This window comes from Acinetobacter sp. WCHA55 (assembly GCF_002165305.2).
GTDB lineage: Bacteria > Pseudomonadota > Gammaproteobacteria > Pseudomonadales > Moraxellaceae > Acinetobacter.
On sequence record NZ_CP032286.1, the window covers coordinates 428,160 to 452,149 of the forward strand.

Below are 23,990 nucleotides of genomic sequence, written 5' to 3' on the forward strand. Positions count from 1 at the left end.
TGTTCGACAATCTTTGTATTTTGGCCTGTAGTGACATATTTTAGAAAATATCTGCTTAAACTTGACATTGTGTATTGTCAGTTTTATGGTTTAATAAGAACAGAATATAAGACAGGATAAAAACAACATGGATAAGCACGTCGATCTGCTCATTGTGGGTGCTGGTATTTCTGGCATTGGTCTTGCGGCACATTTAATCAAGCATTGCCGACAACGTTCGTTTGAAATCATTGAACGTCGTGACAGCTTTGGTGGAACATGGGATTTATTTAAATACCCAGGGATTCGTTCTGATTCAGATATGTCGACCTTTGGTTTTAATTTTAAACCGTGGCAACAAGCCAGCGTTTTGGCAGATGGTTCTTCGATTAAGGGCTATTTGGCGGAAGTCATTGAAGAACAGAAACTCAAAGAAAAAATTCATTTTAAGCATCGAGTGCTGAGTGCCAACTATGATTCTGCTCAGAAAAAGTGGCAGGTGGTAATTGAGAATGCAAAAGGTAAAAAAGAAAACTGGATTGCAAATTTTGTATTTGGCTGTACAGGCTATTATAACTATGACCATGGTTTCCAGCCGAATTTTCCAGATCAGCACGCTTTTCAAGGGGAGTTTATTCATCCACAGCTATGGCCTGAAAGTTTAGATTACCGGGGGAAAAAAGTGGTGATCATTGGTAGTGGTGCGACAGCGATTACACTTGTGCCAGCGATGGCCAAAGGTGGGGCGGCGCATGTCACTATGTTACAACGCTCTCCAACTTATATTGCTTCAGTGCCATCGATCGATTTTGTATATGACAAAATGCGTAAAGTGTTACCTGAAGATGTGGCTTATAAACTGACCCGTGCACGTAATATTGGGATGCAACGTGGGATTTATGCACTTGCGCAGAAGCAACCGAAATTACTCCGCCGACTGCTGCTACAGTCGATTAAGATGCAGCTCAAAGGTAAAGTGGACATGAAACACTTCACCCCAGACTATAATCCATGGGATCAACGTTTATGTGTGGTGCCTGACGGTGATTTATTTAAAATTCTTCGTTCAGGGCAAGCGAGTGTTGAAACAGATCAGATTGAACGCTTTACTGAGACGGGTATTCAATTAAAGTCTGGTCAGCATTTGGAGGCGGATATTGTTGTCTCAGCGACAGGTTTAGAAATTCAAATTTTGGGCGGCATTCAAGCAACCATTGATGGAAAACCGTTAGATACCTCTAAACATATGTTGTATCAGGGGGTGATGGTCAGTGATGTACCGAATATGGCGATGATTATTGGCTATATTAATGCGTCATGGACTTTGAAGGTGGATATTGCAGCTGAGTACATTTGCCGCTTACTCAACTATATGGATCAAAAGCAGTGGGCTGAAGTAATCCCGCAAGGGGATGCGACAGAGCTTATGCAAGATACGGTCATGGGCAGTTTAAGTTCGGGTTATATTGCACGTGCTGCCAATGTAATGCCAAAACAGGGGAAACATGCGCCATGGAAAGTGAGCAATAATTATCTTGCGGATCGGAAGACATTGAAAAGTGCTTCTTTTGAGGATGGCGTACTGAAATTTGCTAAACGTGATGCAGCATTGGATCAGAAACCTAAACTGGTGTCTTAGGTTGAAGGGTTGATTTAAAAGGAGCGTAATGCTCCTTTTTTTAAGGAAATGACTTTAGGGTGTTCTATTTTTACTTTCTTAAACTGTAGGACTATTGGATGATTTTGAAAACTTAAAAAATAATGAATAGGGAATATTTTGAATTTCTTAGAACAAAGTTACCAAGTCCCATCTGCATCAAATATGATTCATGCCAAAAAATGGCACACGGCTGCAACAGATCATGCTTTAGCTCCGATTATTTTAATGCACGATTCATTATGTTGTGTGGCTTTGTGGCGGGATTTTCCTGCCCGTCTGGCACAAGCGACTGCGCGCGTGGTCTATGCCTATGATCGACTAGGTTTTGGTTTATCGGATACGAGTACACAGCCACTGGCGTATAGTTTTGTCATCACTGAAGCAGAGCAGACCTTTAAATCTGTATTGGATTATTTTTCGATTCAGAACTTTGTCATCCTAGGACATAGCGTGGGTGGGGGATGTCTGTTGCGATTGCTGCGGCGTATCCAGAGCGTTGCCAAAGATTAATTTCAATCTCTGCACAATATGCGGTTGAAGCACTGGCTCTAGCAGGCATTCGAGAGGCAAAAGCTGGCTTTCAACAAGCGGGACAGATGGAACGTTTAGATAAATATCACCCTGACAAGGCGCAGTGGGTGCTTGATGCATGGACTGAAACATGGTTGGCTCCCGCTTTTCAGGATTGGAATCTGGCTGAGATAATAAGCGGTGTCCGTTGTCCGACGTTGGTTATTCATGGAGAACTGGATGAGTACGGCAGTACTGCACAACCTCAGCAGATTTTTGAAGGGGTGTCTGGGCAGGCTGAATTGCATATTTTAGAAGGTCTACATCATATGCCACATAAGGAGCAGCCAGAATTGGTGGTTGCTCTGATTGCTGAATTTCATCAAACACAGTGTTAAAAGTATAAGCCCATCGTTAGATAGGCTTTTTGGTCTTAGAGTGAACGGGAAATTAACTCTTTCATAATTTCATTGGTTCCTGCATAAATACGATTGGCACGATTATCTAGATAGGCTCGTGCAATCGGATATTCCATCATATAGCCATAACCACCATGCAGTTGTAGACATTCATCGACAACTTTAGAAAACATTTCGGAAATTTTATATTTGGCTGCTGCCGCGGCATCAATACCGAGACTATCTTCCAGTTGTAATTGCATACAACGGTCGAGGTAAGTGCGGCAAAAATCGATTTCTGTACGTAACTCCGCCAGTTTAAAACGGGTATTTTGAAAACTTGAAATCGTTTTTCCAAAAGCTTTGCGCTCTTTGGTATATTGAACCGTATGCGCTAGTGCTGCTTCTGCACCGGCTTGGCAGATAATTGCCACCAACATACGCTCCCAAGCCAGCTCTTTCATCAGCATCATAAAGCCCATGCCTTCCATGCCCAGTAAATTTTCTTTGGGAACTCGGACATGATCAAAAAATAATTCGCAGGTGTCTTGTCCTTTCATACCAATTTTATTAAGTGGTTTTCCTTTACTGAAGCCTGCACGATCAGCTTCAACGATGATTAATGAGAGGTTGGCTGAACCTTTTTCACTGTCGCCCGTCTTACACACCACAATTGCCATATCGCACAGATAGCCATTGGTAATGAAGATTTTAGAACCATTAATGATATAGTCATCCCCGTCTAAAACAGCTGTTGTGCGTACCGCTTGCAAGTCTGAGCCTGTGCCAGGTTCAGTCATCGCAATGGCGGTGACGGTTTCACCTGAAGCCATCCGTGTTAACCAATAATTTTTTTGTGCTTCACTGCCAAAGTTATTGATATAGTTTGCGACAATGTCCGAGTGTAGTGAAAACCCTGTCGAGGAATCCATGGCATAGGCTTGTTCCTCAATCAAAATCATACTGTACAAACGGTCTACACCCGAGCCACCATAAGCTTCAGGCATGGTGGCACACAGTAGACCCATGGCGCCTGCTTTATTCCATAGCTCACGATCGACATGCTGCTGTTGTTCATATTTTTCAATATTTGGAACGACTTCCTTGGCATAAAACTTTCTAACTGTTTCTCGAAATGCCTCATGTTCAGCATTAAATAAGTTGCGCGGCAGCATATTGTTTAAAGGGCGAATTGCGCCTGATTGCATGGAAGCTCATCCTGATGTTGTTATTTTGATAACAGATTAGTGAAAAGTAGGACATGCGACAATGGACTGAATGCTCAAATCTATTTGATTTTTTGATGAGTTTTGCCAGTTGTTAAAATTGCGACATTTAACTAGTGGCGAGTGAGGTGTGATCGGTTAAACTAAGCTGTTTCAATTCATCTGGGGAATGTAATGACTGAAGAAATGAGCTTGGAAGAACGTAAAGTAATCTATCGCGCACGTCGTGGTTTAAAAGAAATTGATGTGTATTTTGACCCTTATGTGAAGAATTATTATCTTCAGGCGGATCCTGCGGAAAAGGCCATGTTTGCTGCTTTGGTTGAACAGGAAGATCCAGATTTGCTGGATTGGTTTATGGAAGTCTCTGAGCCACCGCATTCTGAAATGAAAACTTTGATTCAAAAATTAAAACACTATGTACACGGATAAGTGCAATGGAACATCGTTATTTTCAACTTAAACCCAGTCGTGTGGCTTATGTGTTTCAGTTGTCGATTTATGCCGTTCTAATGTTTGTCCTGTATCAGCTACTTCCTTTAGGAGTGTGGCTGATCGCTTTAGTTGCTGGCTTTGTGCTGTATTTGTTTTTTCTACGTGGGCCGCAACATTTTCAGCTTCAGCATTTAGATGGTCGTGATTGGTCTTTGTCACATCAGAAACAAACCAATGTACAGCGGGTACAGATCAGTCATATTGTGGATCATCGCGCTTATATTGTGATTTATTTTCAACACTTTAGAGCAAAACCGATGTTGGTTTGGTGTGATCAGCTACCAATCCCACAATGGAAAGCCCTGAAAATACTCACCAAAATGCAATAATTGTTGGACAATTTCAACTTTCACAATTTATTTAATTAATTGAAAAATAATACATATATACGTATCTCATCTCACTTTGTCTGACATATCTGAAGAAATTGATGTGCTTTTTAGGATTGTCAGACAACTTTTCTACAGATTTTTGATCTTAAAATGTACATTCAAATCACCAACAGCAAACAAGGAAAATCGTATGATGATCCCAACTTGGATGTTTCTAGTGGTAGCAATTGTGTTAGCGATTGTTATAGGACGATTAGGAACTGTGCTGAAGGAACGATTTGCACCAAACAAAGCCTAGCTAGGCTTCCCAGTTGATAAGTAGCATGTGCCGAACCGTCGCTATGCTACTTTTTTTTGCCTAAAAAAAAGTTGAGGCGTCATTTTAGTCAATTTTCCGCTTTTTATTTCATGGCAGAGTAGTGGTCTGATTTAGAGTAAATACTCTTTTCTTCGGAAAATGCTTCTGCTATGTTTGTCAGCATGGACACATACAATTATACAAATAGAGGACAGGAAAATGTCGCAAGTCCAAAAAATAGGCCAAGGTGTGGCTGTTGTAGCGCTTACAAGTTTATTATTTTCGGGTTGTTCACAAGTGGTTAAAACAGGCGCCAATGTTGCGCTCGGGTTTAGTGAAAAACATATTGTACCGCCTATCTTAGCCATGGAAGATGCTGAGATGGTGTGTAACTCAGGCAATGCTTTGACGCCTGCGATTATGTCGACCAAAGATATGGGGGCAGATCCAACGCGTGTTGCCGTTCTACTTTATTCAGCATCAGGTATTTGTGCGGAAAATCAGGCGCTTGAGGCTGAGTTACGTTATTTACGTGCCTCGAAAGCGGGCAATGTCTCTGAAGCACAGGATGCTCGGATTGAACAAAAGCGTTGGGCGGCGACTGCAGCACAACGCCAATATACTGGCTATCAGCTTTTTCAAAACCGCTGGGAAAAGAAATATAAGAAACCATTGGGTGAAGGCTGTCCAAGAATGAACAGCGATCTGGATCAGACTGTGTATCTGCTGGGAATGTTGAGTGGGCTACAAGCTATGACCAATGATATTAACTCAGGTGGTGCAGTCAATGTTCCTAAAGACATTGCGGCTATTGTTGAGCGTGGGATGGTATGTCTAGACAATGAAAAATTTTGGGGTGCGCCGAATGCAACACGTGCGGTGATTTGGACCTTATTACCAGGTGCGGGTGAGGGTAAACCTGATCCGTATCAGACCTTGAAACAATCGATGCAAATCGGAGAGCAAAAAGGGGTTCGTTTATCTCATGCAATGTATGCTGTAGCGGCTCAAGCCAGTGGTGACGATGCCAAAATCCGTGATGCATTGAAAAGCTATGCGACTTCCTATAGCGAGGAAAAGCAGAGCAATCCTCAATTTAAACTGATTGATAGTATGGCCTCGAGTATGGTCCAAGGGATTTCAGATCGTTATTGGACTGAACACACGGGAACACGAACTGGGGATGGTGGTATGGCGCATTTCTGGGATGAAAAAGAAGACCGCTCTGAGCTAGATGAGCTGTTTAGTGAAAGTTAACCATTTTTAAACTGAGCTGAAGTGCAGAAAAAATAACAATAATGAATGAGCAACACAATAAGGATATGTGATGCATGATCAATTTCTGACTCGAAAAATTATTTTGATTGCGTTTGTCGTGTCGCTCTCGGCATGCCTACAGATTTTTAAAGATCAATTTATTTATTGGCGGGTTGATATTTTTCCTGAAATTTGGCGCTTGTGGACAGCGCACTGGGTGCATGTGGGATGGATCCATTTTGCACTCAATATGCTGGCTTTTATGTGTTTGCCTTTTATTTTTCCACGCGCACGCGTCTGGCATTTTGTGGCGCTATTGCTGATTTTACCGCCGTTGATCAGTCTTAGTTTTTATTATTTTTTGGCGGATATTGAAGCCTATGCAGGACTGTCTGGTGTGTTGCATGGGATGTTTACTGTGATAGCCATTGTCCATTTGCTGTACCGTAAGGAACGGATGTTTGCGAGTTTGGTGCTGTTTCTCATTTTGGGCAAACTGATTTGGGAAAACACCTTTGGTGGGAGCACGACGGCTGAACTGATCGGTAGTCCTGTTTTGGTCGAAGCGCATTTGTTGGGCGTGATCTGGGGGATTGTGATTGCAGCTTTATATTTAATCGGGGTGAATCTATTTGATGAATAGAGGATTGACCTAAATTCTAAAAAGAAAATCTAGATTGTCATATTCAAAAATATAAATTTGATGCAAAGATAAACAAAACAAAAATCTAAAGGCATAGAGTAAGGACAAGCTCGAGCCGATTAATACGACATGTTCTACGGTGTATACGCTAGACAGAACTGTAATAAAAATAGGAAACAACATGCAGAATCATGGACAGCGCAGATCAGGACTCGATCTGCTGAAGTATATATGGACCGAGTGGATTTCTACTTTTGTCATTCTGATTTTACTGTTACTTACGCTTTTAATTGGTACAGGTGAAATGATCCATGGCCAATTGTTGCGTATGGGTGAACGCTTATATGGCGATCCAGCCACAGGTATGCAGTATTCTTTTTTAAGGGCAGAGCCTGCCAAGCCAGAGTGTAATCGTCAGCCTAATGTGGATGCTATGGTCAAAACCCAAATGCAAGCCAACGCTGCAGATGAGTTCGCAGACTTTTTTGGTACGGCTTCGGAAGCGGATGTGCGTGCGTCCATTTTGGCGGGTGTGCAGCAGTGTGAAGAAAAGTATCAGTTTTATGATAAAGCCATGCAACATATGGATGCACACCCAAGTATTCGTGCCTATCGTAACTTTGAAACCACCTTTTTCGGTATTTTTAAATTCGGAACAGAAAATCGCGCCATTCTATTGATTTTCATGGTGGTCTTAGCTGCGATTAGTGCCACCTTAAAAATCCATCATATTGGTTTACGTGGTCCTGCAACCAAGCTGGATTATCGGGTTTATAGTCTCTTGATGACTTTGGGTAATGGTCTATTAACCTACTCAAGCATGAGTCAATTTAACTCAGTGAAAGACTCGGGTGTGCCGATGAATGGGGAAACTCAGCTGATTTATTGGCTGTGGATGATTCTGTTTTCGGTACTTACCTTGATAAGTGTGTGGCAGCTGTTTAGCCCACCGAAAGAGGCTAAAGCTGGCGGACGTCTAGGCTTTGCTTTCTTGAGTGTCCCTCTGTATGCCTACATGGCGGTGATTACGGGTGTGGCATTTATTTTCTTCATGGACTATCCAATGGGGCAAGGAATTTACTTGGGCCAATTGGTTGAGTTCTCCAGTATTTTCCTAAATTTAGCATTATTTATTTGGGCGGGGATGTTACTGAAACAAACCCGTGTTGTGGATTTATTTTTAAATATTTTACGTCCATGGAATTTGGCACCTGAAACACTCACATGGTTGATTTTAATCGCTGCGGCTTTACCAACTGCATATACAGGTGCTTCAGGGATCTTTGTCATTGCAGCAGGGGCGATTATTTATAAAGAAGTCTGGAATGCGGGTGGTCGTCGCCAGTTTGCTCTCGCTGCAACAGCAATGTCTGGTTCGCTAGGTGTCGTGCTACGTCCGTGTTTATTGATTGTAGTAGTGGCATCGTTAAATAAAGAAGTCACGACGGACTTACTTTATCAATATGGTGTGTATACGTTCCTACTAACATCAACGCTATTTTTAGTGGTTTCACTATTCTTTGCAGAGAGTAAATTTCGCATCGCGGCACCGAGTTTGGCAGCGCCTAAATCTGGGCGTGCTTTTCTAGCGGTTGTGCCGTATATCGTGATTTTTGTACTCACGTGGATGTTCTATAAATACTTATTAGACACTAATTTAAATGAATTTACCGCACCAGTCATGATGCCTGTTATTTTATTGATGATCGTGTTGTTTGATAAATTGCGTCATCAGCCTGCACCTTTGCCTGCTGTTGGTCATTGGGATGAGACACTCAGTGCAAATTATAATTCAAGTACTGAGCCTGCCTTAGCGGGTGCGCAAGTTACCCATGCAGAATACCGTGAAGGATTACATGGCAATGCTGTAGATGATGGACAGGTGGTGAATCATGGGGTGGTTCAATCGAGCACTATGGATGTATTACGCCAAGTTGGTTTTTGGAAATCGATGCATATCTCGACCAGTGAAACCGTTGGACATATTGGTGCTTTAGTCATTTTAATGGCACTGTCGGTAAGTGTGGGGGGATTGCTTGAACGTACGGAGGCAATGAGTTTCTTCCCGACTGATATTAGCAGTACGTTCTTGGTTATTACTCTGATTTTGGGGTTGATGGTCTTTGTTGGGATGATTATGGATCCGTTTGGCGCCGTGATTTTGATTTCTGCGACGGTTGCACCTGTGGCTTATCAATATGGTATTCATCCTGTCCATTTCTGGATGATCACCTTGATTGGTTTTGAGTTGGGCTATGTGACACCGCCTGTGGCACTCAATCATCTTTTAGCAAGGCAATCCATTGGTGATGCCGAGGTGAATGAGGCTGATGAGGAAGTGCGTCATTTGTCTTTCTATTATCGTTATGAGCGCTGGATTTTGCCTTTAATTGTACTATTCCCAGCAATGCTGATCATTGCCTATGTGCCATACTTCTTTAAGTTATTCGGTTGGTATCACTAAGATTTAAATAAACTTGGAACATTAAAAAAGCATCTTCGGATGCTTTTTTATACTTTAGATTTTATTGACGATGCTGGTCAGGAAAATAGTTTCTTTTGTAGAAGTTACCCATACAAAATGCCACGGATATCAAAGCAACATACAACGATATTGTTAAGCGTCCCATCTTAAAAAATCAGCCCGCAGTTAAGCTCAATGAAACGAATTAATCGGCCCATAAAGTCCTTCTAAAAGAAGCTCTTGGTATAGCTAGGAGTAGGTCTATAACAAATGCAATGTCATTCATGGAGTGAGGTAGCTAAGAATAATGAGTTGTGTAATCGCTTGGTGCTGATTGTAAAAATGACTGAAACAGCAGGGCAAAAAGACGTTAGCGTATCTGTCGATAGGCTAACGTCCTTAAAAATAACAACCGTATTTTACTGAGCAGCCAATTGGGCTTCTAACAGTTTAATTTGTTCTTCTTTGAGCTTTACGAGTTCATCGGCATCTTTGTGCTGTGCTTGTAAGCTTTTTTCCTGTTCTTTCAACTGGCTTTGAATATCATCCAGTTTCGCGACTTCTTCTTTTGCAAGTGTGGCATTTTCAGGTACAGGTGCTTTTAAAATATCTTCTTCGACCAATTTAATGGTGTTGTCAGCCATAGCAGTTGAAGCTGCTTTTTCAGCTTCTGGAAGAGCCTTCACGGTTGGTTGAATCAACTCTGCTTGGTGCACTGGTGTTGCAGGCTCTTGTGCAGCAAACAACCACTGATAAAGTGCGAAAATCGCAATGATTGCGATCAAACCTGCTGTAATACCCCAGAGTAATTTAGGATTGTTGTGTTGTTGTGCGGACGACATTCGATTCAACCTTTATTCTTTGGATTGACGTGGTTTAAATTGAATGACCCCAACTTCGTCGGGGATAGCTGGGATCTGAGGCTCGTCTACATGAGTTGGACGATTTTCAGAATAACCACAGTCGATACATTCAATCCATTCATCGTCATTCGAGGTAAGCATAACAACGCGATCCATCGCCTGACATTTAGGACATTTTGCACCTGCAATGAAACGACGTTTAATAGTCATTAGACTTACCTTCTGAACAATTTAGGCGCCTAGTTTACTCACTTTTTTAGCGGTTCGTCCAACCTTGATGACGAAGTAAAGCATCTATTTTTGGCTCGCGTCCACGGAAATTGATAAATGCATCAAGCGCTGTATCTTTTCCGCCAACTGCTAGAATAAATTGGCGAAATTCTTTGCCAGTGGTGGTGTTAAAAACTCCTTCATTTTCGAAGCGATCGAAGGCATCACTGGCCAAAACCTCCGCCCATTTATAAGAATAATAACCCGCCGCATAGCCACCTGCGAAAATATGGCTGAAGCTATGTTGAAAGCGGTTATAAGGGGTAGTTTCTAAAACAGCATACTGTGCACGGATCTCATTTAAGGTGGCCTGGACTTGATCCGCTTTCAAAGCAGGAGCTGCTTTATGAATGCTGAGGTCAAACAGGGCAAACTCAATTTGACGTAAACTTTGCATGCCTGATTGGAAGAAACGTGCGTCCAGCAAGGCTTTGAGAAGGTTTTCTGGTAAGGTTTCTTGGGTCTCAATATGAGCACTGAGCAGGTCTAAGCTTTCGGTATCCCATGCCCAAAACTCCATGAATTGGCTTGGCAACTCTACCGCATCCCATGCCACACCGTGTGTGCCTGCAACCGCAATATTGTCAACTTCTGTCAACATATGATGTAAACCATGTCCAAATTCATGGAACAATGTGATCACTTCATCGTGGGTCAGTAGTGCTGCTTGATCCCCTACAGGTGGCGTAAAGTTACACACCATATAGCAAATCGGTTTTTGTAGGCCATGCGTTGTTTGGGTACGAGAGCGGAAACCACTCATCCATGCGCCACCACGTTTGCCCTGACGTGCGTAGAGGTCAAAGTAAAATCCACCGACCACAGTGCCTTGATCTTCGAGTTCAAAATAGCGCGCATCTGGGTGCCACACTGGGGCTTCACGCTCCACAATTTGAATCCCATAAAGACGGTTCACAATACTAAATAAGCCCTGCAAAATTTTAGGTGCAGGGAAGTAAGGCTTGAGCGCTTCTTGAGATAAATTAAACTGTTGGACTTTCAGTTTTTCCGAATAATACGTGCTGTCCCACGGTTTTAACTCTTCAATGCCATCTTCAGCGGCAATGGCTTTTAGCTCTGCTACTTCTTTGAGCGCAGGGGCACGTGAATGTTCAGCCAAATCACGTAAGAATTGATCGACTGTGGCTACATTTGGCGCCATCTTGCTGGCCAATGAAAGCTCGGCATAGTTGTTGAAACCTAACAGTGCTGCCATTTCCTGACGCAGGCTTAAGATTTCTTCCATCACGGCAGTATTATCAAACTCAGCATGTTCAGACTGGTCAGATGCACGTGTAGTATAGGCACGATATAACTCTTCGCGTAAAGGGCGGTTTTCTGCGTAGGTCATAATCGCCAAATACGACGGAAAGTCTAAAGTGGCAACGGGTTGATCCAGTTCGCGTTGTTGACCATATTGTTTTAAAAGTTCAACACTGCTTTGGGGGAGGCCTGCCAGTTCATCTTCCGTTAATGGTTTGAAGTAGGCTTGTGTTGCATCCAAAACATGGTTGGAAAAGTCCGATGACAGTTGTGATAAGCGAGCTGAGATTTCTGCATAACGTTTTTTGGCTTCACCTTCTAAAGCTACGCCCGACAGTTTAAAGTCGCGCAGTGCAAGTTTAATCGCGCTTTGTTGGGCTTCTGAGAGGTGATCAAATTGTGTAGCATCATGAATGTGCTGATAGGTTTGATACAGTACGGTGTGCTGACCCAGTTCGGTATAGTACTCACTTAATGCAGGTAATAAAGACTGATAGAGCTCGCGGGTTTCAGTATTGTTCATCACGGCATTGAGGTGAGACAGTACGCCCCACACTTCGCTCATATTGTTTTCTAGAGTATCGACTTGCGCTAAGACGGCGAGTTGCTCTTCATTTAACTCAGGAACCAAGGTCAGATCTTTTAAGAAATGTTGACCCTGTTGAATGGCTTGTTCAATCTGTTGTTGGAGTTGTACTAAGGTAATTTGATCAAACTGTGGAACAGGCAAAGTTGCTTTTTCTAATGTCATGCTGTTAAGCCAAATAAAATGTTGAGTTATCACTAGATGTAAGGGTGATACCGTGGGAAATCAAGTTTTAATTGGTTTTGATGTTTTGTGTCGCTTGAAATTCAGTCCATGATACATAGTGCTGATCAATGCGTGAGGGCTGATAAAGCACTTTGGCAAAGTTACGGGTCATGCATTCAGTTGCTAAGATTTCACCGCTTTTATATTTTTCTTTGCGGTGTCGCCATATTTCGTTTTGACGATAGTAATCCGTCCCGATTTTAAGGAAGGCATGCTGTTGCTCAAATACATGGTAGACATAGCCTAAATCGGAGGAACAGCGCAGTTCACCTTCTAGGCATTTCTCACTAAACCAAAGCCGAATTTGAAAGCTATGTGGGGTGGGGTTGTAAAATTGATAATCAATATAGTTATAAAAAATTGCAGCGCCACTCCCAAAAGGGAGTACTCGACCATGATCTGGAAAAGGGTCAAAGGAATGCTGTGAACGTTGTACCACTTGTAACGGGCTATGCAAGACAAGCCAGTGGATGAGGTTGGCAATTTGGCAAATACCGCCACCAATACCACCACGAGCTTGCCCAAAGCTAAGTTCCATTCCCTCGACATAGCCTTTTTGAGTTGTTGGTTGTCCCACCAACTGACAAAAAGAAAACGTTTGTTGTGGATGGACTAAAATCCCAGAAATACATGGACTGGCAATTTTGAGATTGATGACTTTATTGTGTTGCCAGTGTTGATCACTGTCGCCTAATTTACGAATTAGAACGGACTGATGCTTTTTGACGCGAAAAGCCAAAGGAATGTTAGAAAATGAATGTGCATAGTCTTTCCCATCTGTTTTCCACTGCCAATAGCGCATCATACGTCGGCTACGTGTAGCCATGAAATAAAGTAGGGGATGATATTGGCTGATGGGTTTGCTTAAAAATAAACGCAAAAAATTCATGTTGGCCCTATGAAAAAAGGTACGAAAACATTGCGTTCTCGCACCTTTTATTTCCATTACTCAGTTTTCGCTTTTGCGTTGGATTTTTTCTTTTTAGGTTTCGACTTTTTCTTCACTTTATCTTTAACCTTTGTTTCAGACTTTGATGAAGATTTTTTACCAGACTTTTTGCTGTAGGAGCTAGGTTGGGATTTATCTTTTTTGCGTCGTATGGGCTGGTCTCCACTGTTACTGGGAGAGGTGTTTGTCGACTCGCTAAAGACTTCTTCTTTACTTTCGCTTCGTGCTGTTTTGGCTTTGCCAACACGGGGTGCTCGACTTCGTATGGGCCGACCACCATGTGAGAGTTGTTGCAATAATTCAAAATCAATTTTGCGATCTTCTAAATTCACTGCTGCAACTTTGATTTTTACTTCATCGCCCAAGCTAAAGCTTTGACCGCGTGCTTGCCCAATCAAGCTCTGACTTGGTTGGTCATAGACAAAGTAGTCATCGCCCAGTTGGCTGACATGGATCATACCATCAACATATAAGTCTTTGAGCGTTACAAACAGACCAAATTCTGCTACGGCAGAAATGGTGCCGACAAACTCTTCACCCAAATGCTGCTGCATATAATGACATTTCAACCATGTGGTGACAGAACGAGACGCTTCATCTGCACGACGTTCAGTTGCTGAGAAATGTTGACCCGCATCATCCAAAGCAGCCCCTGAAAGAGGCGCAGGTTTATGCTTTAACTTGGCTTTAATGGCACGATGTAACAACAAGTCTGGGTAACGACGAATTGGAGAAGTGAAGTGTGTATACGCTTCATAAGCCAAACCAAAGTGACCTGCGTTATTCGCACCGTAGTAGGCTTGCATCATCGAACGTAATAGCACGGCATGGATGCTAGGCGCATCAATCCGGTCTTTGGTTGCATCAATTACGGCCTGATAGTCTTTCTGAGTCGGCTGTTCTGGGAACGGTAGACCTAGTAGTTTGACAAAGTCACGTACCTTTTGAATGCGTGAGAACTCAGGTGGCTCATGAATACGGTATAGCATTGGCACGTCATGTTCGAGTGCATATTCAGCCGCAGCCACGTTTGCCAATAACATACATTCTTCAATTAGCTTGTGAGCATCATTACGTGTACGCGGTAAAATTTCCTTAATCCCACCTAGCTCATCAAAGGTCATGTAGGTTTCAACGGTTTCAAATTCCATAGCATGACGTTCTGCACGTAAACCTTTGAGGACTTGATAAAGTTGGAACAGGGTGTTTAAGGATTTGCGCACATCACGGTCTTCTGGGATGGCGCTGCTGTCACCTTCAAAGTATTGAGCAACATTGGTATAGGTTAAACGTGCCTTTGAATGCATGACTGATGGATAGAACTCAAACTTGGTGACGCGACCGGCACGGGACAGGTTTAAATCACAGACCATACACAGACGGTCAACATGTGGATTGAGTGAACATAAGCCATTCGACAGGGCTTCAGGTAGCATCGGTAAAACAAAGTGCGGGAAATACACCGATGTACCGCGTTCCTGGGCTTCATCATCCAACGGTTTGCCTGAACGGACATAATGGCTGACATCTGCAATGGCCACAACTACACGGTAACCGCCACCTGGACGTTTTTCTGCATAGACCGCATCGTCAAAGTCGCGTGCATCTTCACCATCAATAGTGACTAAGGCTAAATCACGTAGGTCAATACGACCTTCACGGTCCTGCGCTGAAGGCTCTTTAAAGCTTTCTGCTTCTTTAATCACTTCTTCTGGGAATTCATACGGTAAACCAAACTCTAAAATGGTTTGCGGAATAATAATTTCAGTGTCGGCCTTGTCTGCCATGGATTGCACAATATGACCTGTCGCTAACTCATCTTTGGTTGGGTAGTCATCAATTGCGACACGAACCGAATCACCCACTTTGACTTGTGCGTGTTCGATTAACTCTTTTTCTAAGGTAATTGGTTGGTGCGCATTGGGATTTGCTGGCTGAATAAAGTATTCACCGTCATGTATCGACACTTTACCAATGATTTGCTTCACACGGTGTTGTACTACCTCGGTAATAAAGCCCCAAGCTTTTCCTTTGCGGTCTACTGAGGTTTGACGAACTTTAACACGGTCACCATTAAACACTTGGCGCAGTTCGCGTTCAGGTAGAAGTAAGTCTTCATGCCCTGCAATATTCGCCGTGCCAAAGCCTTTACTGTTAATGTAAACCGTTGCTTCATGTTCAGGTTGCTCTTCGGCAAGTTGAAACTTGAAGCCATCTTTCATCAGTTGACCATCACGAACCATCGCAATTAAGCGATGGCTGAGTGCTTCAATGCTTTTTTGATCTGCAATTTCAAAAAATTCGACCAAGTCCGCATGTGATAAAGCCGTCTTTTTTTCTTCGATGGTTTCTAAAATGAGCGTGCGGCTCGGAATAGGGTTGTCATAACGTTCAGCTTCAGCTTTTGCTTCAGGATCGACCCAATTTTTCATAATGTCTTTGGCTGTATGTCAGTAGATAGGATTAGCATAAGTCATGCGAAGACAGACTGCACGCAAATGATTGCAATATTGTGTTTTATGTCGGTAATTTAGAATATCTGCTGTTTTATTCAACATGCAGATATAGAGAAAAGAAGAAATTCGGATGAATCTGCCCTAAATTGTTTAAAAAGTATTTAATTGAACGAAAATATGCAAAAAATTGAGTGTCTGTGCTTGCAGTGCTAGCATGAAGTTTGTATTATGGCCGCACGTTACGGTGAGATGGGTGAGTGGCTGAAACCACATCCCTGCTAAGGATGCGTACGGGTAACTGTACCGAGGGTTCGAATCCCTCTCTCACCGCCAACTTTACTTATGTCGCGCTCATAGCTCAGCTGGATAGAGCACTTGGCTACGAACTAAGGGGTCGGGAGTTCGAATCTCTCTGAGCGCACCAATAAGTAAACTGTATGTAACGTATCGCCTGAATTGGCACACAAGTAATGCGCTCATAGCTCAGCTGGATAGAGCACTTGGCTACGAACTAAGGGGTCGGGAGTTCGAATCTCTCTGAGCGCACCAACTTGAACAATCAACCGCACATGTTGCGGTTTTTTTGTGTCTGAAAAAATGTAGTACTTCACTTCAGTAATACATTCCTTAAGAAAAATCCGATATAAATAAAGCGCTATTCTTGAGTGATTCCCCCAGCTATGTTTGTATGGAATGATCAATCTGTTGGTTTATGCAGCGTTTTATATCTACTATGCTTAATAACTGGGCAGTTGATCGGATTTTATGAAAATAAGACTTAACAAAAAATAAGATTCACGTATAATTCACCCCATCAAGACGTCGCGCTCATAGCTCAGCTGGATAGAGCACTTGGCTACGAACTAAGGGGTCGGGAGTTCGAATCTCTCTGAGCGCACCAACTTGATTAATATTGAAAAACCGCACATGTTGCGGTTTTTTTGTGCCTGCACTTTCTGTTCAGTAAAAATCCATAGCATGGATGGATCTTTTGTTGTATGTATGCAGTTGTTTCTTGCGTCTCTGTTTGATGATGTTACTTTGCTATATGGGGATTACTTTGGCTTGAGTTGATAATCAACGAATCAACATCGATCTATTAAAGTTCTAAAAAAAATGATCGATTGTGTTGTAGTATTGAGCACAATATTTTTAGCTATTTGATATGACCCTATGTCAGAGAACAAGCCTGCATTATCGACACGTTATTTCCTTACTTTAGAAGAATCTCAAGATGGTTTTGCCTTAGCGACTTTTGGTAAAAAGCAAATGACGCGTTTTATTACGCCGTTGATTAGTTTCGGGATTATTGTATGGGGCTTTATGCTCGGCTTCTCAGGCGTCGGTCGTTACTATGTGGCATTGGGTATATTTTTCTTGGTTTTACAAATTCTCATGCGCTATTGGTTCCTGCCTATGATGTTTAAGCGCCAATTTGTGAAATATCAATTTGGTAAAAGTGAGCAAGGCATCGATCTATACCAAGATTATGCGGAAATTTATGCCAATGGTCGCAAGCAAGTGGTCCATTATAATGAAGTACAAAAGTTTGCTAGTGGCAAGTTGACTTATATGCTTGAGCTGAAAAACCGTACTGTGGTGATTGTGCCTAAGCGTGCATTGGCCGATAGTGCGGATCAAGCAAAATTTGAAAATACTTTCAAAAAATAAGCATTTTGCTCCATAACACCATCAAAAAATCAGAGGAAGATCATGAGTACAATTCCATCTAAAATTGTCTGTGTCGGTCGTAGCTATGCAGACCATGCCAAAGAATTAGGCAATGCGATTCCTGATCGTCCTGTTTTGTTTATCAAACCACCGAGCAGTTTACTTAGTTTAGATGCGGGTATTTCTTGGAATCCTGCATGGGGTAGTTGCCATTATGAGTGTGAATTGGTTTTACGTATTGACCATCGCCTCAGCAAAGCAACAGATTCAGCTCAAGCCCTGCAAGCTGTGGGTGCTGTGACTTTAGGTTTAGATTTAACCTTACGTGATTTGCAAGATGATTTGAAAGGCAAAGGTCAGCCGTGGGAACGTGCCAAAGCCTTTGATGGTTCGTGTGTGCTGGCAGACTGGGTTGCTGTTTCCGATGTGGTACAGGACTGGGATGATGTGCATTACAGTTTTCATGTCAATGACGAGCTGCGTCAAGCGGGCAATACCGCACACTTAATTTTTGATATTGGGACCTTGCTGGCCGACATTAGCCAAGTCTTCACTTTGGAAGCAGGTGATGTGGTCATGACAGGTACACCTGCTGGGGTGGCTGCACTACAGGCGGGTGAGCAGTTGAAAATGACCCTAAAAGGTAAAAAGCAAGACTATTCTTGGAATACCTTTGTCAAAGCTTAATTTGCAGACTTTCAAACCTACATCATTCAAAAGGTCACTTCGGTGATCTTTTTTTAGCGTTGTTGGTGACTATGGTACAGTTTGCGGAACTGATCGGGGGTATATACCATCCAGCGTTTAAACATATTAATAAAGGCCGACGCATTGGCATAACCCAAATCCAGCGCGATACTTTCGACCTTTTTTCCTTCCGTCAGCATGCTCATGGCTTTCATGACTTTTAAGCGCTGTCGCCATTCATTCAATGACATGCCTAGTTCTTTTTGGCTATAACGTGCCAGTGTGCGTTCAGTCATATTGTGCTGTATTGCCAGTTGTTGTAAAGAACTGTTGTCCGCAGGGTGTAGATGTAAAAAATCTAAAATGCTTTTTAGGGCAGTGTGTTCAGAGTGGGGTAAATAACTGCTGACCAATTCTGCATGATGTAATTGGTCAAGCAAGACATAGAGTAAGCGCATGTGCTCAGGTGCATCATCTGGCAAGCTATGTTGTCTCAAGTGCTTAAAAAGCGCTGAGACTAAGGGTGAGCTGAGCATAATACCTGCTTGCTGAGGTAGATGAGTACATAAGCTTTCATGGATATATAAGGTGCCATGCGAAACATCGGTACGATTTAAACCGCTATGGGCTATATTTGGTGGGAGCCAAATGCCATAAGGGGGTGGGGTAAGATAGTCAATCTGGTTAATATTCACTTCCATTACGCCATTAAAGGCATATACAAATTCGCCCCATGCATGTCCATGCACAGGATAAACCGACTGCGCAGGGTCCTCGCGGAAGCTGATCCACAATAATTTATCAATATGGTCATTGGTCGGTAATTGTTTAAGTGGCGCGTTCTTTTTTTGTTGTCGTTGGGGCATGGCTGAAATTGCCTGAATAAGAAGATCTATTGTCTGTTTTAAATTATATGTTTTATTTCAGACAAATCTATAGTGAGCTTTGATCTTTTTCAGCGGAGCAGGTCGTGAGTAGTCGTCAAGTGCTGGACAGTAAGGCTTCAGGGATTATGTTTGGGCTGTGTATTTTGTGGGGATTACAACAAGTGGTGTTAAAGCTTGCTGCCCCCGATATTTCTGCAGTGATGCAAATTGCACTTCGCTCAGGCCTCTCAGCGTTGATGGTTTACCCCATGATTAGGTTGGCAAAGGGCACATCTTTATGGGGGCGAGACTACTTACCTGCAGGCATTTTGGTGGGGGTATTATTTGCAGCCGAATTTTTTTTAGTGGCGCAAGCTTTACGTTTTACCTCTGCTTCGCATACCGTGGTTTTATTGTATACCGCCCCTATTTTTGTGGCATTGGGTTTACACTGGAAACTGCCGTCTGAGCGTTTGTCGGTCATACAGTGGTTAGGAATTGGATTAGCATTCTTTGGAATTGTAATCGCCTTTTTATTTCATCCTTCTGATTCTCAAGCTTTAGTCACATCGGCTTTATGGGGGGATGTCTTGGCACTTTTAGCAGGGATTTTATGGGCAGCCACCACGATCGCTGTTCGGCTGACCAAATTGGCTGAAGCACCTGCGACCCAAACTTTGTTTTATCAGCTGTTTATCGCATTTTTAGTGTTATTGCCTGTGGCTTTTTTCATGGGACAAGCGACGATTCACTGGTCTGTATTATCCGTTTCAAGTTTGCTTTTCCATACCGTTGTCGTGTCATTTGCCAGTTATCTGATTTGGTTTTGGCTGTTGAAAAAATATTTGGCCTCACAGTTGGGCGTCTTTTCTTTTTTGACCCCGATTTTTGGGATGTGCTTTGGTGTGGTGTTACTCAATGAGCAGTTAGAACTCAACTTTTTGGTGGGAACATGCTTTGTGTTGATGGGGGTAGTAGTGGTGAGTTTGCATCATAAAATTAAGCATTATGTACAGGCATTTAAAGTGGCTTTGCAGTAAATACAGAGTAAGCTTGAGCTCAGACTGCTTTGATTCAGAATATAAAAAAACGTGTCTTGGACACGTTTTTTTATATGAAGTATTAAGATTTATCATCAAAAATTGTAGACAGCGGAATGGCAAGTTTGGCTGCCAAGTAATCATCTGATTCTACTAATGCTGGACCAATTTTCTTGATCCAAAGATCGTCATGATGCACGTTGTTTAAGTCGCGGCGCTTCGGTAATGGATAGGGAAGCTGAGTATAGAAACTCCAAAAATCGACTTGGGATAAATTCCGCACCAGCACGTATTGGTTGTCATCGGTACGTTTAACTAAGTTCTGCTGTTCAAGCATCAATACATAACTCGGCCAACGTCCAATTTCATCTCTTCCTAAAACATCTAAAGCTTCATCATCGGAAACACTTAGTCCGTGTTGTTGCTTTTTATAAAACAGTTCCATCAGGTCGAGCAACATAATCACAGGATGGCGCTTTTGTTCTTTGTGGGCAGTAAATGCGGTGAGTGCGTAGCTGATTTCAACACCAATCAGGACAATATTCCACGACAAAAAAATCCATAATAAGAAAATAGGAATCGCAGCAAAGGCACCATAAATTACTTCATAACTAGTGAAGTTTGACATGATAAAGCCGAACAAATTTTTCAGGAGTTCAAACACGATGGCACTAAATAAGCCTGCAATCAAAGCGGATTTAATCGGGACACTTCGGTTTGGAATAGTCCAATTTAGGATAAAAAAGCCTAAAACAGTTAGGAAGAAAGAAATCAACCACAGGACAAATGCGCCATTGAGTTCATAGCCTGCAAAATTATTGCTCAAAACATTGAGGGAAGCCATTGTCGATGAAATAACAAAGGCACTACCGAGTAGAATAGGGCCCAAAGAAATAATGGTCCAATAGCGCATAAAACCAATAATGCCGCCGCGGGTTTCGCGGACTCGCCAAATACGGTTAAAGACTTTTTCAATGCTGGTCAGCATCATGACGGTGGTGACAAATAAAAATAAGATTCCAATAATGGTTAAATTACTGGATTTATCGGTAAACGCATTTAAGGCCTTATCAAAAGCAATCGTGGTTTTCGGTAAAAAATTACTATAGATCAGTTGTTGTAATTGCTGTCGTGCAGGTTCAAGCGCTTTGATTGAGGAAATGATCACCAAAAAAACGGTCAGCATCGGAACGACGGCAAACAGGGTGGTATAGGTTAGTGCCCCCGCTTGTTCACGACATCGATCGGCCTCAAAGCGGCGCAGTACAAATAAAACGAACTGAAACCAAGTTTTCTCATAGAAAGGAAGTTTTCTTAAGTACTGTTCTAACATAGGCAAAGTATCTCTTTTGTTTTCTTCATCTTTTCTACATTTTTCACTCTAAGCTTAACCAAAAAATAGGAAAAATACCGTATAGTTTTATTTTTTCTGTCTCCGAACTCTATTCATGCAAACCTATGTTTTAGTTTTATATTACAGCAAATACGGCAGTACCCGTGAAATGGCACATCTGATTGCAAATGGAATTGAAGCCAGCGGTGTTGCAGTTAAAATTCGAACAGTGCCAAATATTGCGACCGTGGTGAAGGCAGCAGAGCCGAGTATTCCTGCAGAAGGCGATATTTATTGTAGTTTAGAGGACTTGGCAAACTGTGCTGGTTTGGCGCTAGGCTCACCGACCCGTTTTGGCAACATGGCTTCAGAAATGAAATATTTCCTCGATCAGACCACCAGTCTTTGGCTCAATGGAGCACTGCATGGCAAGCCTGCTTGTGTGTTTACCTCATCAGGTTCGATGCATGGTGGTCAAGAAAGCACGTTGTTGACCATGCTGCCACCGTTATTTCATCATGGCATGATGATTTTAGGATTGAACAATGCCATTCCGGCATTGTCAAATACGAAGACAGGTGGGACACCGTATGGTGCGAGCCATGTTAGTGGGCCTCGACATGATCAGAGTTTAAGCCAAGATGAAAAAGTGCTGTGTGAAGCTCAAGGTAAGCGTCTTGGGGAAGTTGTGAAGAAACTACACGCCTAGTCATTGAGACATAAAAAAGCCCATCAATGATGGGCTTTTTCTTATGGAGCTGGCGTCAGATGTTGCTCTTTAAATTTTGTACCGCACTTGAGACATTTATAGTCAAGAAATACATTTTTATCGACAATTACACCTGCTTTTTTACCAAAACGATGTCCTAAAAATCCACCAGTTACCCCAATACTGACTGCGCCGACAAAAGTGCCAATGGTGCCACCCATAATCACCCCAAGAGGCCCAGCCGCTGCGCCGATGGCAGCGCCAATAGAGGCCCCAGATGCTGCACCACCGACAGTACCAGCAGTTGCGCCTGCTGAACTGAGCAATACACCTCCAATTTTAGTCAGTTGCTGCTCGTGATTGCGCTTTTCAACCTCACTAGAGCCACATTTGGGGCAGAGAATTGTATTTTCCATAGTCTATTGGCCTATTCGGATGACCAGTGATTGAAGCTAGTCGCCCTTTTACGGTGTGGATGACACGTTGCGCAGAACAACCGTGTTTTGCGCTTTGATTTGAAAGATCTAAACAACTAAATCTAGAGTAGATCTTAGTTGAACTTGTAGCAATAATATTTATTAAACGTGTAATTTTCTTAAGGACTTTATGCTGTGTTTTTAAATATGGTTTAGTTGGCAAAGTGAATTCGGTTTCTTCCTGCTTGTTTGGCACAGTACAAGGCTTTATCTGCGCGTTTAAAGACATCCTCTGCATCAGCGTCATGTTTACCGACTTCAGCGACCCCTATACTGACCGTGAAACACAGCACTTCTTGTTCATAGTGGACTTCCATCGCCTCAATGGTTGAACAGATTCGTTTAAAGACCCGCATGGCTTCATCACCTAAGCAGGCAGGTAGAATAATCGCAAATTCTTCACCACCAATGCGCGCTAAAAAGTCTTCGTCACGCAGTATGCTGTGGATTTGTTTGGCCATCTTTTTCAGCACATGGTCACCTGCGGTATGTCCATAACAGTCATTCAGCTGTTTAAAATGGTCAATATCTAAGATGCCTATTGTAAATGGCACGCGACTATGGCTGAAATGCCGCATGGTTTGATTACTTTCTTGCACAAATACCCGACGATTAAAGGTTCCTGTGAGTTCATCTGTAGACGCTAAGACCGCCATTTCTTGCACTTGTAAATGCAATTTAATGTTTAAAGCTAACCATGTGGCGAGGCTCTGTAAAAGAATCGCTTGTTGGAGGGTGTAGTGATGTTTACGTTGATCTGCCACATTTAAGGTACCAATACACACGCCATTGTGAATCATGGGCGCATCCATGCAGGTTCCCATGCCGTGCTCTGAAAGCATTTTACAATCGAGTTCATCTGACAAAGCGAGGTCATCGCAAATGATCAGTTGCGATTGGGCAAAGACGCGCCCGACAAAGGTTTGACCAATCGGAATTTTAAAATCCATTGGAATTGCATGATTGCCTGAGATTGAATATAGCTTGAGGTATTCTTCAGTATCTTGCAGGGTAATACTGGCCCGATCTGCATCAAACACGTGAGAAATCCAGTAAGCAATGGTATCTAAAACAGCTTGCAAGGAGTCTGCTTTACTCAAATCGTGAATGAAGTCTACGGGAAGCTGAATAGAGTGTACGCCATCAAAGCCGGATAGTTGGCTTGGGGTAAATGATCGTTCAGTTAATTGTTTCTTGTTTATCATTCAATTCGGTATCTCTATAAAATAGTATCCAATTTAGTCTTCGTTTGTTTTGCTCTTAGAAAGTGGACATTACCTTTTAGATTTGATCATGCTATAGAAATTGCATTTCTCCAACTTCAATGTGTAATT

The 23,990-nt window shown here is 42.5% G+C and carries 21 protein-coding genes, 4 tRNA genes and 2 pseudogenes; 17 read left to right on the plus strand and 10 right to left on the minus strand.

The window, feature by feature from the left end; all coding sequences use genetic code 11:
* Positions 1-127 precede the first annotated feature (127 nt).
* The 3 genes from CDG62_RS04825 to CDG62_RS19585 all read left to right on the plus strand — a co-directional run bounded on the left by CDG62_RS04825 (position 128) and on the right by CDG62_RS19585 (position 2,547).
* Positions 128-1,618, plus strand: coding sequence for a flavin-containing monooxygenase (locus CDG62_RS04825; RefSeq protein WP_087527389.1), 1,491 nt, complete (start codon positions 128-130; stop codon positions 1,616-1,618).
* A gap of 138 nt (positions 1,619-1,756) precedes the next feature.
* Positions 1,757-2,149 (plus strand): alpha/beta fold hydrolase, encoded by a 393-nt coding sequence (locus tag CDG62_RS19580; RefSeq protein ID WP_228254418.1) that lies wholly within the window; start codon positions 1,757-1,759, stop codon positions 2,147-2,149.
* Entirely contained in the window at positions 2,101-2,547 is a 447-nt protein-coding gene (locus CDG62_RS19585) for an alpha/beta fold hydrolase (RefSeq protein ID WP_228254419.1), read from the plus strand. Before CDG62_RS19580 ends, CDG62_RS19585 begins: the two co-directional genes overlap by 49 nt.
* A gap of 35 nt (positions 2,548-2,582) precedes the next feature.
* Here the strand turns inward: CDG62_RS19585 and CDG62_RS04835 are convergent, their stop codons facing one another.
* A complete protein-coding gene (locus tag CDG62_RS04835; protein WP_087527390.1) occupies positions 2,583-3,755 on the minus strand; it encodes an acyl-CoA dehydrogenase family protein in 1,173 nt (390 codons plus the stop codon).
* Positions 3,756-3,947: 192 nt separating this feature from the next.
* Here CDG62_RS04835 and CDG62_RS04840 point away from each other — a divergent pair, with 192 nt between their 5' ends.
* The 6 genes and pseudogenes from CDG62_RS04840 to CDG62_RS19815 all read left to right on the plus strand — a co-directional run.
* Positions 3,948-4,205 carry a succinate dehydrogenase assembly factor 2 gene (locus CDG62_RS04840; protein ID WP_087527391.1) on the plus strand — a complete coding sequence of 86 codons (258 nt, stop codon included), beginning with the start codon at positions 3,948-3,950 and terminating at the stop codon, positions 4,203-4,205.
* Positions 4,206-4,210: 5 nt separating this feature from the next.
* Positions 4,211-4,597, plus strand: coding sequence for a protein YgfX (locus tag CDG62_RS04845; protein WP_087527392.1), 387 nt, complete (start codon positions 4,211-4,213; stop codon positions 4,595-4,597).
* A gap of 520 nt (positions 4,598-5,117) precedes the next feature.
* Positions 5,118-6,155 (plus strand): hypothetical protein, encoded by a 1,038-nt coding sequence (locus CDG62_RS04850; RefSeq protein ID WP_087527393.1) that lies wholly within the window; start codon positions 5,118-5,120, stop codon positions 6,153-6,155.
* Positions 6,156-6,225: 70 nt separating this feature from the next.
* On the plus strand, positions 6,226-6,798 hold the full coding sequence (gene rrtA / locus CDG62_RS04855) for a rhombosortase (protein WP_087527394.1): 573 nt from the start codon (positions 6,226-6,228) through the stop codon (positions 6,796-6,798).
* Between the two features lie 181 nt (positions 6,799-6,979).
* Positions 6,980-8,657: pseudogene (locus tag CDG62_RS04860) on the plus strand (hypothetical protein); the annotation flags it as partial.
* A gap of 65 nt (positions 8,658-8,722) precedes the next feature.
* A pseudogene (locus tag CDG62_RS19815) lies at positions 8,723-9,262 on the plus strand (TRAP transporter large permease subunit); the annotation flags it as partial.
* A 419-nt stretch (positions 9,263-9,681) separates the two neighbouring features.
* On the opposite strand, the gene CDG62_RS04865 reads toward CDG62_RS19815, so the two are convergent.
* From CDG62_RS04865 to rnr, 5 genes are read right to left on the minus strand one after another with little or no spacing between them, the layout of a single operon-like run.
* Positions 9,682-10,104, minus strand: coding sequence for a hypothetical protein (locus tag CDG62_RS04865; protein WP_087527396.1), 423 nt, complete (start codon positions 10,102-10,104; stop codon positions 9,682-9,684).
* 12 nt (positions 10,105-10,116) lie between these two features.
* Positions 10,117-10,329 carry a YheV family putative zinc ribbon protein gene (locus tag CDG62_RS04870; RefSeq protein WP_171054267.1) on the minus strand — a complete coding sequence of 71 codons (213 nt, stop codon included), beginning with the start codon at positions 10,327-10,329 and terminating at the stop codon, positions 10,117-10,119.
* Between the two features lie 52 nt (positions 10,330-10,381).
* Positions 10,382-12,424 carry a M3 family metallopeptidase gene (locus tag CDG62_RS04875; protein ID WP_171405731.1) on the minus strand — a complete coding sequence of 681 codons (2,043 nt, stop codon included), beginning with the start codon at positions 12,422-12,424 and terminating at the stop codon, positions 10,382-10,384.
* Positions 12,425-12,476: 52 nt separating this feature from the next.
* Positions 12,477-13,358, minus strand: coding sequence for a VanW family protein (locus tag CDG62_RS04880; protein ID WP_087527422.1), 882 nt, complete (start codon positions 13,356-13,358; stop codon positions 12,477-12,479).
* A 56-nt stretch (positions 13,359-13,414) separates the two neighbouring features.
* The gene (gene rnr / locus CDG62_RS04885) at positions 13,415-15,853 is read right to left on the minus strand and encodes a ribonuclease R (protein WP_213070689.1); all 2,439 of its coding nucleotides are present in this window, start codon (positions 15,851-15,853) and stop codon (positions 13,415-13,417) included.
* 264 nt (positions 15,854-16,117) lie between these two features.
* On the opposite strand from rnr, the gene CDG62_RS04890 reads away from it, so the two are divergent.
* The 6 genes from CDG62_RS04890 (at position 16,118) to CDG62_RS04915 (ending at position 18,232) form a co-directional block, all read left to right on the plus strand.
* Positions 16,118-16,207 (plus strand) — tRNA-Ser (locus tag CDG62_RS04890).
* 14 nt (positions 16,208-16,221) lie between these two features.
* Positions 16,222-16,298, plus strand: a tRNA-Arg gene (locus tag CDG62_RS04895).
* A 48-nt stretch (positions 16,299-16,346) separates the two neighbouring features.
* Positions 16,347-16,423 (plus strand) — tRNA-Arg (locus tag CDG62_RS04900).
* A gap of 275 nt (positions 16,424-16,698) precedes the next feature.
* Positions 16,699-16,775: transfer RNA gene (locus CDG62_RS04905), tRNA-Arg, on the plus strand.
* Between the two features lie 272 nt (positions 16,776-17,047).
* Entirely contained in the window at positions 17,048-17,545 is a 498-nt protein-coding gene (locus tag CDG62_RS04910; protein ID WP_087527399.1) for a YcxB family protein, read from the plus strand.
* A 42-nt stretch (positions 17,546-17,587) separates the two neighbouring features.
* Positions 17,588-18,232: a fumarylacetoacetate hydrolase family protein gene (locus CDG62_RS04915; protein WP_087527400.1), complete on the plus strand. Its 645-nt coding sequence runs from the start codon at positions 17,588-17,590 to the stop codon at positions 18,230-18,232.
* 53 nt (positions 18,233-18,285) lie between these two features.
* Here the strand turns inward: CDG62_RS04915 and CDG62_RS04920 are convergent, their stop codons facing one another.
* Positions 18,286-19,098 carry an AraC family transcriptional regulator gene (locus CDG62_RS04920; protein ID WP_087527401.1) on the minus strand — a complete coding sequence of 271 codons (813 nt, stop codon included), beginning with the start codon at positions 19,096-19,098 and terminating at the stop codon, positions 18,286-18,288.
* Between the two features lie 104 nt (positions 19,099-19,202).
* Between CDG62_RS04920 and CDG62_RS04925 the strand changes: the two genes are divergently transcribed.
* The gene (locus tag CDG62_RS04925; protein ID WP_087527402.1) at positions 19,203-20,138 is read left to right on the plus strand and encodes a DMT family transporter; all 936 of its coding nucleotides are present in this window, start codon (positions 19,203-19,205) and stop codon (positions 20,136-20,138) included.
* Between the two features lie 82 nt (positions 20,139-20,220).
* Here CDG62_RS04925 and CDG62_RS04930 read toward each other — a convergent pair whose 3' ends face one another.
* The gene (locus CDG62_RS04930; protein ID WP_087527403.1) at positions 20,221-21,471 is read right to left on the minus strand and encodes a YihY family inner membrane protein; all 1,251 of its coding nucleotides are present in this window, start codon (positions 21,469-21,471) and stop codon (positions 20,221-20,223) included.
* Positions 21,472-21,586: 115 nt separating this feature from the next.
* Between CDG62_RS04930 and wrbA the strand changes: the two genes are divergently transcribed.
* Entirely contained in the window at positions 21,587-22,180 is a 594-nt protein-coding gene (gene wrbA / locus CDG62_RS04935) for an NAD(P)H:quinone oxidoreductase (protein ID WP_087527404.1), read from the plus strand.
* A gap of 41 nt (positions 22,181-22,221) precedes the next feature.
* Here the strand turns inward: wrbA and CDG62_RS04940 are convergent, their stop codons facing one another.
* Entirely contained in the window at positions 22,222-22,596 is a 375-nt protein-coding gene (locus tag CDG62_RS04940) for a hypothetical protein (protein WP_087527405.1), read from the minus strand.
* Between the two features lie 212 nt (positions 22,597-22,808).
* A complete protein-coding gene (locus tag CDG62_RS04945; RefSeq protein ID WP_228254420.1) occupies positions 22,809-23,861 on the minus strand; it encodes a sensor domain-containing diguanylate cyclase in 1,053 nt (350 codons plus the stop codon).
* Positions 23,862-23,990: the final 129 nt, after the last annotated feature.